Origin of the sequence: Bacillus sp. 22-7, from assembly GCF_010628845.1 — a bacterium.
GTDB classification, from domain to species: Bacteria; Bacillota; Bacilli; order Bacillales; family Cytobacillaceae; genus Cytobacillus; species Cytobacillus firmus_B.
The window spans coordinates 1-17,258 of the sequence record NZ_NJQY01000055.1; the positions used below are offsets into that span (position 1 = coordinate 1).

Sequence of the window (17,258 nt, forward strand, 5' to 3'; positions counted from 1 at the left end):
TGCGGACTCAGCCGGCATCCGTTCGTGGTTTTGTGTCCGAACCCCAGCCAACTTCGGACTCAGCCGGCATCTGTTCGCGGTTTTGTGTCCGAACCCCAGCCAACTTCGACTCAGCGGGCATCCGTTCGCAGTTTTATGTCCGAACTCCAGTCAACTTCAGACTCAGCCGGCATCACTTTTGCGTCCTAACCCGACACCCAAAAGAAAAAAACTACAAGACACAAACAAAGCCCCAATCGAAATTGGGGCAAACCACATAAAACGCTGCAACTAAAATACTAAATCAAAACCAACTTTTATAACCCAGCCAGAAGCCGATAGGCCCATTCAGTTTTTTCCTCACTCGGCGGATCAATATCCTTAAGCGGATATTCCAATCCAAGCGCTTCCCATTTATATACACCAAGCTTGTGATAGGGGAGAACCTCAATTTTTTCCACATTGTTCAACTCTTTTATAAAACGGCCCAATCGTTCCAGATCCCTTTCATCATCAGACCTTGTTGGCACCAGCACATGGCGGATCCATACAGGCACCTGATGATCAGACAGAAACCGCGCAAATTGAAGGATGTGCTCATTTGTAAGTCCTGTCAGTTTTTTATGTTTCTCCCTATCAATATGCTTCAAATCCAGCAGTACCAGGTCCGTATAGTTCATAAGCTCTTTCAGCTGTGTCTGAAAAAGCGGGGAGCTGGAATAGCAGCCTCCTGATGAATCTATGGCAGTGTGAATGCCAAGTTTCTTGCATTCTTTAAAAAGCTCTATAAGAAATGGAATCTGCAGCAAAGGTTCACCGCCGCTGACTGTGATGCCGCCTCCGGAAGCCTCGAAGAAAGGGAGATAGGATTGCAGGTCATTCATGATTTCTGAAACGGACATTTGCTTCCCTGTTCCAATTTCCCAAGTATCTGCATTATGGCAAAATTGACAGCGAAGGAGGCACCCCTGTGTAAAAATGACATACCGGATGCCAGGTCCGTCTACTGTACCGAATGTCTCTATTGAATGAATGTTGCCGTGCATGATCATCTTCCTTTCCATAAGCACCGGGGCAGCCGAAGCTGCACCTTGCTAAAGCTTTTTGAACAAGGGGGTCAATTAAAATGGCCCGCCATCCGATTGGTTACATGGATTCATGGAATGTTCGATTTATTACATCAAGCTGCTGCTCTTTAGTCAGCTTAATGAAGTTTACTGCATAGCCTGAAACCCTGATGGTCAGCTGCGGATATTCCTCCGGATGTTCCATGGCATCCATAAGTGTTTCTTTATTAAATACATTGACATTTAAGTGATGCCCGGATTTTATGGCATAACCGTCGAGTATGGATACCAGATTGCGAACACGGCTTTCATCATCCTTTCCAAGTGCTTTAGGGACAATGGAGAAGGTGTTGCTGATGCCATCGAGCGCCTGTTTGTACGGTAATTTTGCAACAGAGGACAGGGAAGCAAGCGTTCCTTTCGTATCTCTTCCGTGCATTGGATTTGCACCTGGGGCAAATGGCTCTCCGGCACGCCTTCCATCAGGTGTATTGCCAGTTTTCTTGCCATATACCACATTTGATGTAATGGTTAATATCGACATCGTGTGCATAGAGTTTCTGTAAGTCTGATGCTTTCGTAGCTTCTTCATAAACCGTTCCACCAGGTCTATAGCGATGTTGTCGACGCGATCATCATTATTGCCGTATTTTGGAAAGTCTCCTTCTGTTATAAAATCAATCACTATTCCGTTCTCATCACGGATTGCCTTAACGGTTGCGAATTTGATGGCACTTAGCGAATCGGCCGCAACACTCAGACCCGCAATGCCAGTGGCCATTGTTCTGAAAATTTCGGAGTCATGCAAAGCCATTTCGATTCGTTCGTAGCTATATTTATCATGCATGTAATGAATGATATTCAGAGTATTAATATAGAGGTCTGCCAGCCATTCCATCATGAAATCAAACTTCTCCATCACTTCCTCATATTGAAGGATGTCTGATCTTATTGGGGCATAGGCAGGGCCGACCTGAATGCCCAGTTTTTCATCCTTGCCGCCATTAATGCTATATAAGAGGGCCTTTGCAAGGTTTGCTCTTGCTCCGAAAAATTGCATTTGTTTTCCTATTTCCATGGCAGAAACACAGCAGGCGATTCCATAATCATCGCCATACTCGGGAAGCATGATATCGTCGTTTTCGTATTGGATTGAACTTGTTTCGATTGACATCCTGGCACAATATTTTTTAAAGTTCTCAGGAAGCTTGGCGGACCATAATACCGTTAAGTTCGGTTCCGGAGCAGGACCAAGATTTCTAAGGGTATGAAGGAAGCGGAAAGAATTCTTTGTTACAAGCGGGCGGCCATCAAGCGCCATCCCGCCAATGGACTCTGTAACCCATGTAGGGTCACCGCTGAATAATTCATTATAATCAGGCGTTCTGGCGAATTTTACGAGACGCAGCTTCATGACAAAGTGATCAACCAGCTCCTGCGCATCCGTCTCGGTAAGTACCCCGTTCTTAATGTCTCTTTCTATGAAAATATCAAGAAAAGTGGAAACACGGCCAAGACTCATAGCGGCACCATTTTGTTCCTTGATGGCAGCAAGATAAGCGAAATACAGCCACTGGAAAGCTTCAAGAGCATTTCCTGCAGGCTTTGATATATCAAAACCGTAGCTGTTTGCCAGCTGCTTCAGTTCCTTCAGAGCCCTGATCTGTTCTGAAATTTCTTCCCTCAATCGAATATTTTCTTCCGTCATTACACTTGAGGTCGATTTCATATCAGCTTTTTTCGCTTCAATCAAGCGGTCAGCCCCATAAAGGGCAACCCTGCGATAATCTCCGATAATCCTGCCCCGGCCATATGCATCAGGCAGTCCGGTAATTATGCCAGCTTTACGGGCAAGCTTCATTTCATCCGTATAGGCATCAAACACGCCCTGGTTATGTGTTTTGCGATAGTCTGTAAATATCTTTTCAATGTCTTTGCTGGCTTCATAGCCGTATGCTTCACAGGCAGCCACAGCCATGCGGACTCCGCCAAATGGCTGAAGAGAGCGCTTAAACGGCTGGTCAGTCTGGACACCTACAATTTTTTCTTTATCCTGAACGAGATAACCAGGTCCATGTGAGGTAATAGCGGAGACGATTTCTGTGTCCATATCGAGCACGCCGCCTTGTTCCCGCTCCTTTTTGGTGAGAGCCATTACTTTTTCCCATAATAATGATGTAGCTTCTGTAGGACCTTTCAAAAATGATTCATCCCCGGAAAAAGGTGTAAAGTTCTTTAATATAAAATCTCTAACATCAATTTCACGTGTCCAAATGCCTTCTTTAAAGCCGTTCCATCTTTCCATGCCAGTTCACCTCAAAGAGATTATTTGTATAACAGTTGTTACAACTTTACTATACTATCAATATAACAGATTTAATGTGAAATAAATCACAAACATTTTGAACGTATTGTGAAATATAGTTATTATGCAACTTCAGACAAAAAGTGTATTACAAAACCATCCAGAGTCTGTGAACTGTTATACACAGATGAAAATCCGACCATAAAAACTGATAGAAATTATTATGAAATTCTTACATTCGGCGCCAACAATTACCTGTTTATTAGAGTAGAAGTTTTTGATTAAATATAAATATGAAAACACTATCAAAACTTTCATTCATTTTAATGTTGTCTGTCGCACTTGTCTTTGGATTCAATTTTGATGCAAAAGCATCAACAGTACATACCGTTCAGCCAGGGGATACGATGTGGAAGATTGCCATGAAGTATCAGGTGGGTGTTCCTGAAATCATTAATGCCAACGGGCAGATTTCAAACCCGAACTTCATTTATCCCGGACAAAAGGTGAATATCCCTACTCTTTCAAAAGCCACAACAGGCGTTGAAGAACAGGTAGTTCAACTTGTTAACCAGGAAAGGGCAAAGTACGGATTAAAGCCGCTGAAATCAAATTGGGAGCTTGCGAGAGTAGCAAGGTACAAATCTCAGGATATGATTAATAAGAGATATTTCGATCATAACTCACCTACATACGGAAGCCCGTTTGATATGATGAAGAGCTTCGGAATTACCTACAGAACTGCTGGGGAAAACATTGCTGCCGGGCAAAGAACTCCTCAGGAAGTGGTAACAGCGTGGATGAACAGTGAGGGTCACCGCAAAAATATCCTATCTGCGAACTTCACAGAAATCGGAGTAGGTTACGCACAGGGCGGAACTTACGGACACTATTGGACACAAATGTTTATTGGGAGATAAGAGGAAAAGCTCCAGCGCCTTGCCCACCCCCGACACCTCGAGGGGGCAAGCGCTGGAGCTAGACAGTAAAGAAAAGCACCGGAATAATCCGGTGCTTTTGCTTTGCCCATTAATCTACTACAATATAAGCAATCATAGGTCCGCTATTATCCTTATCCGGATGAGTAAGACAAATCAGACGGTATACGCCTTCTTTATCAAATTGAAGAGGGACCACTGTTTCTTCGGCTTTCTTTACAACACCCTTAATATCGGTTCCTTCGATGATATAAGGATGTTCCATTCCGTTGACTCCCCAAATCTTCAGGTTAACCTTTTCATCTTTTTCCAGAAAAATGGTTCCCGGATCCCAGCGATATGCTTCGATTTCCTTGCCATCAGGCAGCTTGGCTTTAAATTCTCCTGTAACCATATGGATTTCCCGGACTTTTTCTCCTTCGTTCTGGTTGAATACCGCCAAACTGTCAGACTTTGAAAAAAACCATACAGATGCAGAAACAATGACTGAAAATATGATGACAAAGGCAATGATGCTGCGTTTCTTTAATACAAGAAAAGGCATGGTCATACTCCTTCCAAAATTAGTTGTCCATATATAGATATGCTTTAAGGGCATCATAACTTGTCTACTATTTGCGGGATTTTTCCGATTTTTCTTTACAGCTGCTGAAAAATTATTTCATAATAGATTTAAAAAAGGAAGTGGCAGCATGTACAAGGTACTTGTGGCCAATCGGGATGAGTACGATACAAAGGGTATAGAGTGGCTGTTGAAATCTTCCATGAACGCATGGGATGTGGAGTCTGCCGAAGATGAGGCAGGGCTTATTAAAAAGCTTGAGACTTTTCAGCCCGATCTGCTGATTTTTGAACTTGATCTGATAAAGGAAGATAGATACAGCTCTTTCTTAAAAACCATTCAAATTATAGGGCCGGATCTTATTGCACTTACAATGGAAGCGACCTTTGCACAGGCAAAGCGAGCCATTGACATGGGTGTAGCCGATTTGATACTTAAGCCCATTTCAGCTGATATTTTATTGAAATCTGCACGAAACATTCAGAGGCGACAAAAGCTGAAAGCTCCAGCTGCTGAAAAAAGCTCCAGCATAAAAGCAGATAAAAATTTCAATTACCAGGATATATTTTTAGAAGCGAAAGATCCGGCAGAGCCTTTTCTTTCCATTGGCATAAAAACTGAAAATGTGCTCGAGCTTCCAATTTTATATGAATTTCTGGAAAGCTATGCGTTCCAGAAACGAGTCGATTATTTTATTTTAAGTGACATGGTATTGATAATTGCTGAAAAATCGGGTATATCGTGGAAAGAGGAAAGCGTCAAATTTATGAGGAATTGGCAGGAAACCTCACCTGAACCAATTGCCATCAGCATTAATACTGGCCAGGAAGGTCAGAATACTCTCAAAAGCCATTATGATGCGAATAGAAAACTGATGGAGTTAACATTTTTCAGGGGGTTTAATCAGGTAATTGAGGAAGCATCGCTGCCTAAATGGCTTTCAATTGATCCGTTCTTAACTCCCGAGGAACAGAGCAGCTGGATTGATTTCCTGAATCAGGCTGATTTAGAAGAGATCAAATCATGGTTTTCCAAAGAATTTCTTATATTGGAAGATCCATATCCGGAACCCGGCCTAATCAGAATCCGGCTGACCAGTATTCTTGCGCATATCCGCAGGCATATGAAGACTTTCCGCCTTGCCGACGGAGAAATGGAGAAGGAATACCTTCGTTTATTCCAGACGATCCTATATTCGCCATTGATCTACCGGATTATTAACGAAATGATCAGCTTCATTTCCTATGTGTTTGAGACCATTCGATCTGATAAGAAACTGAAGCTGGATCTTACAGACAGAGTCCAATTCTTTATAGAAACAAATTACTGGGACGCTTCAATTACGCTTGAAAGGGCAGCTGAATATGCAGATCGAAATCCAAACTATATTAGCTCCATGCTGGCAAAAAAATGCGGCAAATCATTTCGGGAGCTCCTTAATGAAACTCGGATCAGGCAATCTGCCAAGCTGCTGCTGGAATCAGAAATGAGCATAAAAGAAATCTCATCTGTCTGCGGTTTTCGAAATCAGCAATACTTCAATAAAGTGTTCAGTAAAATTAAAGGTATACCACCTAATCAATTTAGAAAAAGTCTGCACAAAACCTCCTTTTAAATGGGGGTTTTATTTTTGTTGTTTTTTATAAAAACACTAATATTAATATAAAAATAGACATAATTCAAGAATATAATCTTATAATTTTGCAAAAAATCAAACCTAATTATTCTACTTTTCAGATATTTCTCATTATAAAATTTAAATATGAGATAACATTGGAGGGATAACAATGAAAGCGGAAACAAAAAGAGAAATTAAAAATTATCAAGGCAGTGAGCTCCACGCAAAAGGCTGGATTCAGGAAGCGGCACTTCGTATGCTTATGAATAATTTGGACAAAGAGGTTGCAGAGATTCCGGAAGAACTGGTTGTTTACGGCGGCATAGGGAAGGCTGCCCGAAATTGGGATTGCTATGATGCGATTGTAAAAACCCTGCATGAATTAGAAGACGATGAAACACTACTTGTTCAATCCGGAAAGCCGGTTGCGGTATTTAAATCACATAAAGATGCACCAAAGGTATTGATCGCCAACTCGAATCTGGTGCCGGCCTGGGCAAACTGGGATACGTTCCATGAGCTTGATAAGAAAGGCCTGATGATGTATGGCCAAATGACAGCGGGAAGCTGGATTTACATCGGAAGCCAAGGAATCGTCCAAGGAACATATGAAACATTTGCCGAGCTTGGCAGGCAGCACTTCTCCGGCTCACTGAAACAGAGGATTACGTTAACAGCAGGCCTTGGCGGAATGGGTGGCGCTCAGCCGCTCGCCGTAACCATGAATGATGGTGTCTGCATTGCCATTGATGTGGATGAACACCGCATTGACCGCAGGCTTGAAACGAAATACCTGGATACAAAGGTTTATTCAATTGAAGAGGCTATTAAGTTGGCAACAGAGGCAAAACAGGAAGGCCGTCCGCTTTCTATCGGGCTATTAGGTAATGCAGCTGAAATTCTGCCAAAAATGCTTGAGATGAATTTCACCCCGGATGTACTGACTGATCAGACTTCTGCACATGATCCTTTAAATGGCTATGTTCCAATCGGCTATTCTTTAGAAGAAGCAGCTGTTCTGCGAAAGGAAGATGCTGCGGAATATGTTCAGAAATCAAAGGCAAGCATGGCTGTCCATGTTCAGGCTATGCTGGACATGCAAAAGAAGGGCGCAGTTACATTTGATTACGGAAACAATATCCGTCAGGTTGCGAAAGATGAGGGTGTCGAGAATGCGTTTGATTTCCCTGGATTCGTGCCTGCCTACATCCGTCCGTTATTCTGTGAAGGGAAAGGGCCTTTCCGCTGGGTAGCATTATCAGGAGACCCCGAAGATATCTATAAAACAGATGAAGTGATCCTGCGCGAATTTGCAGATAACGAACATCTTTGCAAATGGATTAAGATGGCACGTGAGAAAATTCAATTCCAGGGACTGCCTTCAAGAATTTGCTGGCTTGGTTATGGGGAGCGCGCAAAATTTGGAAAAATCATCAATGATATGGTTGCCCGCGGAGAACTTAAAGCACCGATCGTTATCGGCCGTGACCATCTGGATTCCGGTTCAGTTGCATCACCAAACCGCGAGACAGAAGCCATGAAGGACGGCAGTGATGCAGTGGCAGACTGGCCAATCCTGAATGCACTGATCAATGCTGTCGGAGGAGCAAGCTGGGTTTCCGTCCACCATGGAGGCGGAGTAGGAATGGGATACTCCTTACATGCTGGAATGGTCATCGTTGCGGATGGCACGAAGGAAGCAGAACAGCGCCTTGAACGTGTCCTCACATCTGATCCTGGAATGGGAATTGTACGCCATGTAGATGCAGGCTATGACCTTGCTATCAAAACAGCAAAAGAAAAAGGCGTAAACATTCCAATGATGAAATAAAGAAAATTTTATAAAATTAGCAAATAGAAGTGAAAAATTTGCAAATAGACCATGCTAATTTGCAAATAGGTCAGTCAAATCTGCAAATAAAACTCTTAAACTTGCAAATAACCATTAATATTTTCAATGAGGAAGCCCTCCAATCCGTGATTCCTTCGGATTGGAACTTCCATTTTTTAAGGAGGAGCACAAAATGCACTCAAAACCTATTTTTATCAAACATGCAAATCAAATGATTACCTTAAAGGGCAGCTCCAAACAGCCGCTGACAAAAGAAAAAATGAGCGAGCTTCACATCATTGAAGACGGGGCAGTATGGATTGAAGAGGACAGAATTAAAGCAGCAGGGACAACAGCGGAACTCCAAGCTGAATATCAAAGCCGGCTTCAGGAAGCTGAAATCATTGATGCGACAGGAAAAATCCTTCTTCCAGGACTGGTTGATCCGCATACACACCTTGTTTATGCAGGCAGCAGGGAAGAGGAATTCAATATGCGCCTGAACGGGGCGACGTATATGGAAATCATGAACAATGGCGGCGGAATTCACGCTACCACTTCTATGACCAGAAACGCCTCTGAAGAGGAATTGGTAGATGCGAGCCTTGTCCGTCTTGATCGCTTCCTTAAACACGGAGTAACCACGATAGAGGCAAAAAGCGGATATGGACTGGATTGGGAAACAGAGCGAAAGCAGCTGACGGCAGCCCGGAAAGCGGATGAACTGCATCCGGTGGATGTTGTCCGCACCTTTATGGGGGCACATGCAGTTCCTGCTGAATACAAAGAGAATCCAGATGCTTTTATAGATTTGGTTATTGAAGAAATGCTGCCGAAAGTAGCTGAAGAAAAGCTTGCCGAATTCAATGATATTTTCTGCGAAAGAGGGGTATTCACACCGGAGCAGTCCAGAAAACTTCTTGAAGCAGGGAAGAAACATGGCCTTATTCCTAAAATCCATGCCGACGAAATCGAACCTTATGAGGGGGCCGAGCTTGCTGCAGAAGTTGGTGCCATCTCTGCAGATCATCTGCTTAGAGCATCTGATAAAGGCATGGAAATGATGGCTGAAAAGGGAGTAATCGGTGTGCTTCTTCCAGGCACAGCATTCTTCCTGATGGCTGAAGCAGCCAGAGGCCGCCGCATGATTGATAAGGGTGTTCCAGTTGCTTTATCAACCGATTGCAACCCCGGATCTTCGCCAACCTGCTCCATGCCATTTATGATGAATCTTGCATGCATGCATATGGGACTTACACCTGCAGAAGCGATTGCCGCCGCTACCATTAATGCAGCACATGCAATCAATCGGTCAGAAGAAGTGGGAAGCATAGAACCCGGCAAAAAAGCTGATCTGCTTCTGCTCAATGTACCAAACTACATGCAAATGCAATATCACTACGGCATGAACCATACAGACACAGTGATTAAAAATGGGGAAGTGGTCGTGAAGGGAGGAAGCTTATGCTACCAACAATAAATCCTCCCGGGTTTTTTTGGCCGCAAACCGAACTGGGAACTGACGTAAAGGTGAGTGAATGGATTCGCCAAAACCAGAGGGATGAGGAATTAAAGAAAGAAAACTGGGATGTCGTGCTTTTCGGTGTCCCTCTTTCCCGGTCATCAATAAGTGCATCAGGAGCATCTGAATTTCCTGAATCCTTCAGGAGATCCTGGAAAGGCTTTTCCACGTACAATTTGGATTTTGAAAGGGATCTTCAAGAACTGAAGGTTGCGGATCTTGGTGACGTTAAAATGCATTTCACAGATATTCCGCAATGCCATTCCAATATAAAACAAACGATGAAGGACGTACGGACGCAATTTCCTGATTCATTCCCAATAGCGATCGGAGGAGATCACTCCATCACAGCCATGCTGGTCAGCGGCCTGAAGGAACTGGAGCCTGAAAAAGAAATCGGCATTCTCCAGCTGGATACGCACCTGGACCTCAGAAGTCTTGAAGACCATGGACCGACAAATGGGACGCCCATCCGCAACCTGATTCAGAACAACAAAATTAAAGGGGAAAATGTCTACAATATTGGCCTTCATGGCTTTTTCAACAGCCAGTCGCTAGTCCATTATGCTAAAGAACATAAGCTCAATTATATTACCTTAAAGGAAGCCAGAAGACGAGGGATTGAGGAAACGGTTAGAGAATCAATCCGGCAGCTGGAATCAAAAGTGGACAAAATTTATGTCACGATTGACATGGATGTGCTGGACATTGGTTTTGCGCCTGGGGTCCCTGCATCCACACCAGGCGGCATGAGCACTGAAGAACTATTTACGGCCGTATATGCAGCTGGTCTTTCCTCCAAAACGGCAGCCATGGATATTGTCTGCCTTGATCCAACAAGAGATCACCAGGCACAGCCAACAGTTAAAGCAGGCACGTATACATTTCTGACCTTTTTAACAGCTTTAATGAACAGAAGGTAAGGGGCTCACTCTGCTCCTTACCCGCAATATTATGAGGGGGAATGAGAATGGAAAAAGAAACGATATTAAGTCAATCCCGCCAGCCTGAACTAAATCCCAACGCAACTAGTAAAAATAAGGCTAAGTTTTTTCTCTTCAGTACCATTGGCATATTTATGTTTTTTATACCAGTCACTGTTAACGGGAAATCCTCCATTATGCTGGACCATATCGTAACTGCGATTCAGACATACCTGCCTGCAGCTGTAACATACTATGCGTTGCTTGTCATACTGCTCGGCGCCATTTATCCATTCTATACAAAAACCTGGAACAAAAATAAAGTAAATACTGTTTTCTCTATTTTTAAGGTAATCGGATTTTTCACAGCCATTATGATTGTCTTCGGTTTCGGCCCTGCCTGGCTATTTGACCCGAGCATGGGACCTTTCTTGTTTGAGAAACTGGTGGTGTCTGTCGGACTTCTTGTTCCAATCGGCTCAGTATTTCTTGCCCTGCTGGTTGGATATGGATTGCTTGAATTTTTCGGTGTCATTATGCAGCCGATTATGAAGCCAATCTGGAAAACACCGGGAAAATCAGCCATTGATGCAGTTGCTTCCTTTGTAGGCAGCTATTCAATCGGACTGCTCATAACCAACAGGGTATTTAAAGAAGGAAAATATAGCATTAAGGAAGCAGCCATTATTGCTACCGGTTTCTCAACGGTCTCCGCAACGTTCATGATTGTTGTGGCTAAAACACTTGGATTAATGGACATCTGGAACACCTATTTTTGGACGACGTTTGCTGTCACTTTCATCGTAACGGCTATTACCGTAAGAATCTGGCCTCTTAAATCAATGAGCGAAGAATATTACAATAACCAGGATCCTCCAGTTGAAACCTTTACAGGAAACCGTCTTCAGGCAGCCTGGAAGGAAGCGATGGATACAGCAGCTGAGTCACCCGCATTATGGAAAAACATAAAGGATAATTTAAAAGATGGGTTTGTCATGACAATGTCCATTTTGCCCTCCATTATGTCAGTAGGTTTATTTGGCCTGATTCTTGCCGAATTCACTCCTGTATTTGATTGGCTGGGTTATATCTTTTATCCTTTTACGGCTCTCGTACAGCTTCCTGATCCGTTATTGGCAGCAAAGGCAAGTGCGGTGGGAATTGCAGAAATGTTCCTTCCAGCCCTGCTTGCAGCGGAGGCTGCACTAGTCACTAAATTTGTAATCGGAGTTGTTTCCGTATCAGCTATAATTTTCTTTTCTGCACTTGTCCCGTGTATTTTATCAACAGAAATTCCTCTTTCTATTCCGCAGCTGCTTGTCATCTGGGCAGAAAGAACAATTCTGACCATACTGATTACTGCTCCACTGGCCTATTTGCTGCTTTAACTGGAAATCCCTGCTCACTTCAGCGGGGATTTTTCGCATAGAATTTTCCTCCGTAACCAAACTAACAGAGGAATGAGTCTAAGAATAGCAGGTGATGGATTTTGTACAGGCTGTATACACATAATGACCTTGATGGTGTCGGGTGCGGCATTGTTGCCAGGATCGCTTTTGGAAAAGATGTTGAGGTACGCTATAACTCTGTGATGGGACTTGATTATCAGATAGAAAAATTGCTGGAAAATGAAAAAAATATAAAAGATGATTTTTTAATGATCACAGATTTATCAGTTAACGATGAAAACTTGATCAGGCTTGATGATCTGGCAAAAGGAGGCGGAAACATCAGATTAATTGACCATCATAAAACAGCTCTTCATTTCAATGATTACAGCTGGGGCAGAGTGAAAGTGCAATATGAAGATGGCAGGCTCACGGCTGCAACCTCTTTGCTGTATGAGTATCTCCAGGAGCATGAAATGATCCAGCCGTCTCAGGCCCTCGATGAATTTGTCGAGCTTGTCCGACAGTATGACACCTGGGAATGGGACCAAAATGAAAATATAAAGGCAAAAAATCTGAATGATTTATTTTTCATGATTTCCATAGAAGAATTCGAAGAAAAAATGACGGAAAGAATCATGAACTCTGATACATTCGAATTTGATGAGTTTGAACAGAAATTGCTGAATATGGAAGAGAAGAAAATTGAGCGTTACGTCAGGCGGAAGAAGCGGGAAATGATACAAACGTTCATCGGCGAATATTGTACAGGCATTGTCCATGCAGAATCTTATCATTCCGAGCTGGGCAATGAGCTTGGTAAAGAGTATCCCCATATCGATTATATCGCTATCTTAAATCTCGGGGGCAAAAAAATCAGTTTCAGGACAATCCATGACCACGTTGATGTTTCTGCCGTGGCCGGAAAGTTTGGAGGGGGCGGACATGCCAAAGCATCAGGCTGTTCGATGGGAAAAGATGCTTATAAACTATTCGTTCAGGACATTTTTCCCCTGGACCCTTTGAGGCAGGATGCATTTAAAAACAAATACAATAATAAAAGCGCGAAACAGGGATCACTGTACGAAAATAAGAAAGGAGACAAATTTTTTATTTTTGCTGAAGCTGACGACAAATGGATCCTTGAAATGAATGGAAAACCAGTTCGCGAATCCTATCGGAACTTTCTGCAAGCAGAAAACTTTATTAAAAGAAAATACCAGACTTGGCTTGTTAATGATGATATTTATGTAGATTATTTAAAGAAATTTTATTTGAAATCTAAAAAATAGTAAAACCGCCCATGCGGGGCGGTTTTATTTCATTAATAAAGGCCTGTCCTGCCGATACAGCTCCAAATCGCTGCTTTGCCCCTTTACAATGATATCTGTAATAATTTGAGATAGAACCATACTATAAACCGTTCCATTATCACCATAAGCAAATAGGAAATAACTGTTGGGTATTTCTTTGTACTCACCAATGATCGGCAGACCATCATGTGTGCCTCCATAAAAAGCAGCCAAGAAATACTCCGGTTCAGCATCAATATCCGGAAACAGTTTGTGAAGCTCATTAATCAGCTGTTCACGCTTGTGAGTTATGTGAGCGTCCCGGGCATCAGCATAACCGGTATTTTCGTCAAGTCCTCCAATAATGATCCTGTTATCTGCTGTAGTCCGGAAATAAATATAGGGCCTTGCTGACTCCCAAATTAAGGTTTTATTATACCAGGCAGTAAAATCTGCAATCTGATTCGTGACCACAGCATATGAACTCGTAATCACTGCGTTTTTTTCCTTTTTAATTTCCAACCCTTCATATCCGCACGCAAATATCACTTTCTTTGCTCTGATTGAACCTTTAGCACTGAAAAACACAGTTGTATTTCCCTCAATTTTATGACCGGTTAAGGCCGTGTTTTCATAAATGACTGCCCCTTTGCTTTTAGCATAATCCAAGAGGGCATAGGTAAACTTCAATGGGTTAATAACAGCATCATTTTTATAATAAATAGCTGCTGGCTTTATAAATGAATAATGCTCTTCAATTTTCTTTTCATCCCAAAGTTCGACCGGGAATCCATGTTTTCTTAGGTAATGGTATTCTTGTTCCAGTTTAGCAATGTCTTCGGATGAACTGGCATAATACAGCGTATCTTTCCACTCGAACTCAAATTTATCACAAAAAAGCTGTTCAGCATTTTCAATCTCTTTAATGGCTTTTTCACACAGCTTAAGGTGTCTTGCTGAATACTCCTCTCCAAAACTGTTAATTAATTCAGCAAATGTTTTGTCGCCTGCATATTGAATGAGTGCAGTATTAACAGAAGTACTGCCAGTCCCGGCATTTTTTTTGTCAGCCACCACTACTTTAAGATCGTATTTGCTCAAATAATAAGCGCATTGAGCACCGGAAGATCCTGCTCCAATAATCAATACATCGCAATCAATATCCTGTTCCAGTATTGGATAAGTATGCGCAGCATCGAGTGTTTCCGGCCAATACAACTTACCGCTCAGCAAATCCATTCATTTTTCCCCTATATATTTATCCTCATTATTTTGTTCTGCCAATATAAAAATATTACCAAGGATAAATTTTACTTAATTTCAAAAAAACAGGAAAATTGATTTATAATTGAGTTGAGTGCAATTAGGAAGAGGAGGGGAATTATGGACTTAATATTGTTAGTTTTTGGGGTGTTATTTACTGCGTTTTTAATAACAGCCATTTATAAAGGAGCTAGCAGGGATCCTTTCATTAAAAACGAGCCATTTCCTGAGAATCTGGGAATTCAGACAGACGACTATCTGCCAATGATCCAGCAATTAGAAAAATCTTTGCCTGAAGGGTACATTGAGAATATAAAAAATCGTGTACTGAGAGAGCACCCGAAATGGAAAGACTATGCATATGATTGGACATTTTTTGAGCTGAAAAGATATTTTGTAATGAATGCAATACTGAAAACAGTGCCCATGTTCAGCAGTAAAGCAGATGAGATCTGGCATGAAATGCTGATGTTTACTCGTGAATATAATCAGTTCTCAAAGAACTTCTTCGGTGAATATCTCCACCATTCACCAAATATGAACAGCACCCCCATTCCAGGTGAAAGGGCCTTTTTTGACTGGGTGTACTTAACTCTTTTTGAGGCAGGCCATAATAGCAGCAGAATATGGGGGGGCTTTTTGCAAAATCCTATAAAAAAAGAAATACTAGATGATTTCAGGAGCATGAATGAAACTCAACTGTTAAATAAGTATTTCAGGACAGGAAATGATTGGCTTGAACTTAAAAAGAAGATTATAGAAAAACTGAAGCATGAAATATCTGAATCAGAATTAATGAACCTTGGGAAAAAGCCGCTGGAATTTACGAAGCCCACATCTGTCAGCCAGTATTCCTATCTGCTGTTTCCAGCCGTGTATTTTTCAGTTTATGAACCAGATTGGTTCGAGGACAATATGAATGAACTGCTCCCCGAGGAGCTCGCAAAAGCCCATGCTGCCGGAATGGTTTACTGCTCAGGCTTCTCTTGCAGCAGCAATGATCATGATTCTGGAGGAGGAAATGATTCAGGCGGCTCCAGCTGTTCGAGCTGTGGAGGCGGATGCTCCAGCTGAAAAGCAGTCCAATTGGATTGCTTTTTTGTTTTTCGAAAAGATAAATCAATAATTTCCTTTCATTATCAATCTTCTCAAAATACGGTATTAAATTTTCAATTATGTAACAATTTATAAATATGATAGGGCTATGCATTTATTGTTTGATACAATCAGGATGAATTGATTATAGGTTTGAAATGGATGTGCATTTATGAAAAAATTGGTTGCTATTATCCTGCTTTTATTCAGTTTTCCGACTGGAAATGCAGCTGCTGAGGAAACAAAAGGGCCTGAAATTATCAGTGAAGCCGCAATTGTAACAGATTCAGAATCAGGAGCTGTTCTATATGCAAAAAACGCGGAAAAAAAAATGTACCCTGCCAGTCTGACGAAAATAGCAACAGCCATTTATGCCATTGAAAATGGCGACTTGAATGATTTGGCCACAATCAGCAGGAATGCAGCGGAGGCCGAAGGAACACAAGTGTATTTGGAGGAAGGGGAACAGGTGCCCTTAAAAAAACTCGTTCAGGGAATGCTGATTAACTCAGGAAATGATGCCGCCTGGAGCATTGCTGAGCATTTGGACGGCAATATAGAAACATTCTCAGAGAACCTTAATCACTACCTGAAAAAGAATGTTGGGTTAAAAAATACCCACTTTGTTAATCCTCACGGTCTGTATGATGAAAACCACTTTACAACCGCAGCTGACCTTGCGAAATTAACCAATTACGCCCTGAAAAATGAGACCTTCAGAGAAATTTACGGGACAAAGGAATTGAAGTGGACAGGAAAATCATGGGACACCACCATCTTTACTCATCACAGGATGCTCAAAGGGGAGGTTCCATTCGAGGGAGTGACAGGGGGGAAAACCGGTTTCGTGGATGAAGCCAAACAGACTCTCGCTACCTCTGCAGAATATGATTCAATCAAGTTAACCGCTATTGTGTTAAAAGCGGATTATAAGCGGGACATTTATAATGATACAAAAAACCTTTTGAATTATGGACACAGCAACTTTGAAGCTGCGGCACTCAGCAGCACTGATGTTTTTCCCTCTAATGGAAAAACCTATACAACTGGCGATGAAATAATACCTATCACTTTGCCAATAGGGAACTACGAAGAAAACATTACAGAAAAAGGGAAGCTGCAGATAAAGAATGAAAACGGGAGAATCATTCAATCTGTAAAGCTGATCGAGGATAAACAGGATGAAGTGGTTTCAAGTCAGCTCAAAAAAGATAAGGAGCCAGAAAAAGAGACAACAGGGTACTATGGAAAAGCAGGATTAGCCCTATTCTTATTCGGGATCTTTATTCTCGTTTTAAGGAAAAATCTTAAAGCAAAAGCTAGAAGAGGGAGAAGACGGGCTTAAAGCCCGTCTTTATTTATCGCAGTCTAACGGGCAGTAAGACCCCCACTTCAAGACTCAGAGGAATCAAAGGAGGATAAGTGGGGGTCAAACTGCCCAATCTAGCTGCGGCTCCTAGGGGCTCGAGGTCATA

At 42.2% G+C, this 17,258-nt stretch carries 13 protein-coding genes; 9 read left to right on the forward strand and 4 right to left on the reverse strand.

Features of this window, described 5'->3' with window-relative positions:
- Positions 1-296 precede the first annotated feature (296 nt).
- Both pflA and pflB read right to left on the reverse strand, forming a co-directional pair.
- On the reverse strand, positions 297-1,025 hold the full coding sequence (gene pflA / locus CE058_RS24550) for a pyruvate formate-lyase-activating protein (protein ID WP_163145326.1): 729 nt from the start codon (positions 1,023-1,025) through the stop codon (positions 297-299).
- A 100-nt stretch (positions 1,026-1,125) separates the two neighbouring features.
- Positions 1,126-3,351 carry a formate C-acetyltransferase gene (gene pflB / locus CE058_RS24555; RefSeq protein ID WP_163145327.1) on the reverse strand — a complete coding sequence of 742 codons (2,226 nt, stop codon included), beginning with the start codon at positions 3,349-3,351 and terminating at the stop codon, positions 1,126-1,128.
- 293 nt (positions 3,352-3,644) lie between these two features.
- Between pflB and safA the strand changes: the two genes are divergently transcribed.
- Positions 3,645-4,271: a SafA/ExsA family spore coat assembly protein gene (gene safA, locus CE058_RS24560; protein ID WP_082138917.1), complete on the forward strand. Its 627-nt coding sequence runs from the start codon at positions 3,645-3,647 to the stop codon at positions 4,269-4,271.
- Positions 4,272-4,380: 109 nt separating this feature from the next.
- Here safA and CE058_RS24565 read toward each other — a convergent pair whose 3' ends face one another.
- A complete protein-coding gene (locus CE058_RS24565; protein ID WP_163145328.1) occupies positions 4,381-4,833 on the reverse strand; it encodes a cupredoxin domain-containing protein in 453 nt (150 codons plus the stop codon).
- Positions 4,834-4,981: 148 nt separating this feature from the next.
- On the opposite strand from CE058_RS24565, the gene CE058_RS24570 reads away from it, so the two are divergent.
- The 6 genes from CE058_RS24570 to CE058_RS24595 all read left to right on the forward strand — a co-directional run bounded on the left by CE058_RS24570 (position 4,982) and on the right by CE058_RS24595 (position 13,425).
- The gene (locus CE058_RS24570) at positions 4,982-6,466 is read left to right on the forward strand and encodes a response regulator transcription factor (RefSeq protein WP_163145329.1); all 1,485 of its coding nucleotides are present in this window, start codon (positions 4,982-4,984) and stop codon (positions 6,464-6,466) included.
- Positions 6,467-6,638: 172 nt separating this feature from the next.
- Positions 6,639-8,300 (forward strand): urocanate hydratase, encoded by a 1,662-nt coding sequence (gene hutU / locus CE058_RS24575; RefSeq protein ID WP_163145330.1) that lies wholly within the window; start codon positions 6,639-6,641, stop codon positions 8,298-8,300.
- Between the two features lie 193 nt (positions 8,301-8,493).
- Positions 8,494-9,780 (forward strand): imidazolonepropionase, encoded by a 1,287-nt coding sequence (hutI, locus tag CE058_RS24580; RefSeq protein WP_048008019.1) that lies wholly within the window; start codon positions 8,494-8,496, stop codon positions 9,778-9,780.
- Complete coding sequence (locus CE058_RS24585; protein ID WP_048008018.1) at positions 9,765-10,745, forward strand: agmatinase family protein; 981 nt, start codon at positions 9,765-9,767, stop codon at positions 10,743-10,745. The genes hutI and CE058_RS24585 overlap by 16 nt, the downstream gene beginning before the upstream one ends.
- 47 nt (positions 10,746-10,792) lie before the next feature.
- Positions 10,793-12,133 (forward strand): YjiH family protein, encoded by a 1,341-nt coding sequence (locus tag CE058_RS24590; RefSeq protein ID WP_163145331.1) that lies wholly within the window; start codon positions 10,793-10,795, stop codon positions 12,131-12,133.
- 101 nt (positions 12,134-12,234) lie between these two features.
- Positions 12,235-13,425: a DHH family phosphoesterase gene (locus tag CE058_RS24595; RefSeq protein ID WP_163145332.1), complete on the forward strand. Its 1,191-nt coding sequence runs from the start codon at positions 12,235-12,237 to the stop codon at positions 13,423-13,425.
- Between the two features lie 24 nt (positions 13,426-13,449).
- On the opposite strand, the gene CE058_RS24600 is transcribed toward CE058_RS24595, so the two are convergent.
- Positions 13,450-14,664, reverse strand: coding sequence for an NAD(P)/FAD-dependent oxidoreductase (locus tag CE058_RS24600; protein ID WP_163145333.1), 1,215 nt, complete (start codon positions 14,662-14,664; stop codon positions 13,450-13,452).
- Positions 14,665-14,808: 144 nt separating this feature from the next.
- Here CE058_RS24600 and CE058_RS24605 point away from each other — a divergent pair, with 144 nt between their 5' ends.
- On the forward strand, positions 14,809-15,762 hold the full coding sequence (locus tag CE058_RS24605; RefSeq protein WP_163145334.1) for a glycine-rich domain-containing protein: 954 nt from the start codon (positions 14,809-14,811) through the stop codon (positions 15,760-15,762).
- 193 nt (positions 15,763-15,955) lie between these two features.
- Positions 15,956-17,128: a D-alanyl-D-alanine carboxypeptidase family protein gene (locus CE058_RS24610; RefSeq protein WP_163145335.1), complete on the forward strand. Its 1,173-nt coding sequence runs from the start codon at positions 15,956-15,958 to the stop codon at positions 17,126-17,128.
- Positions 17,129-17,258 lie beyond the last annotated feature (130 nt).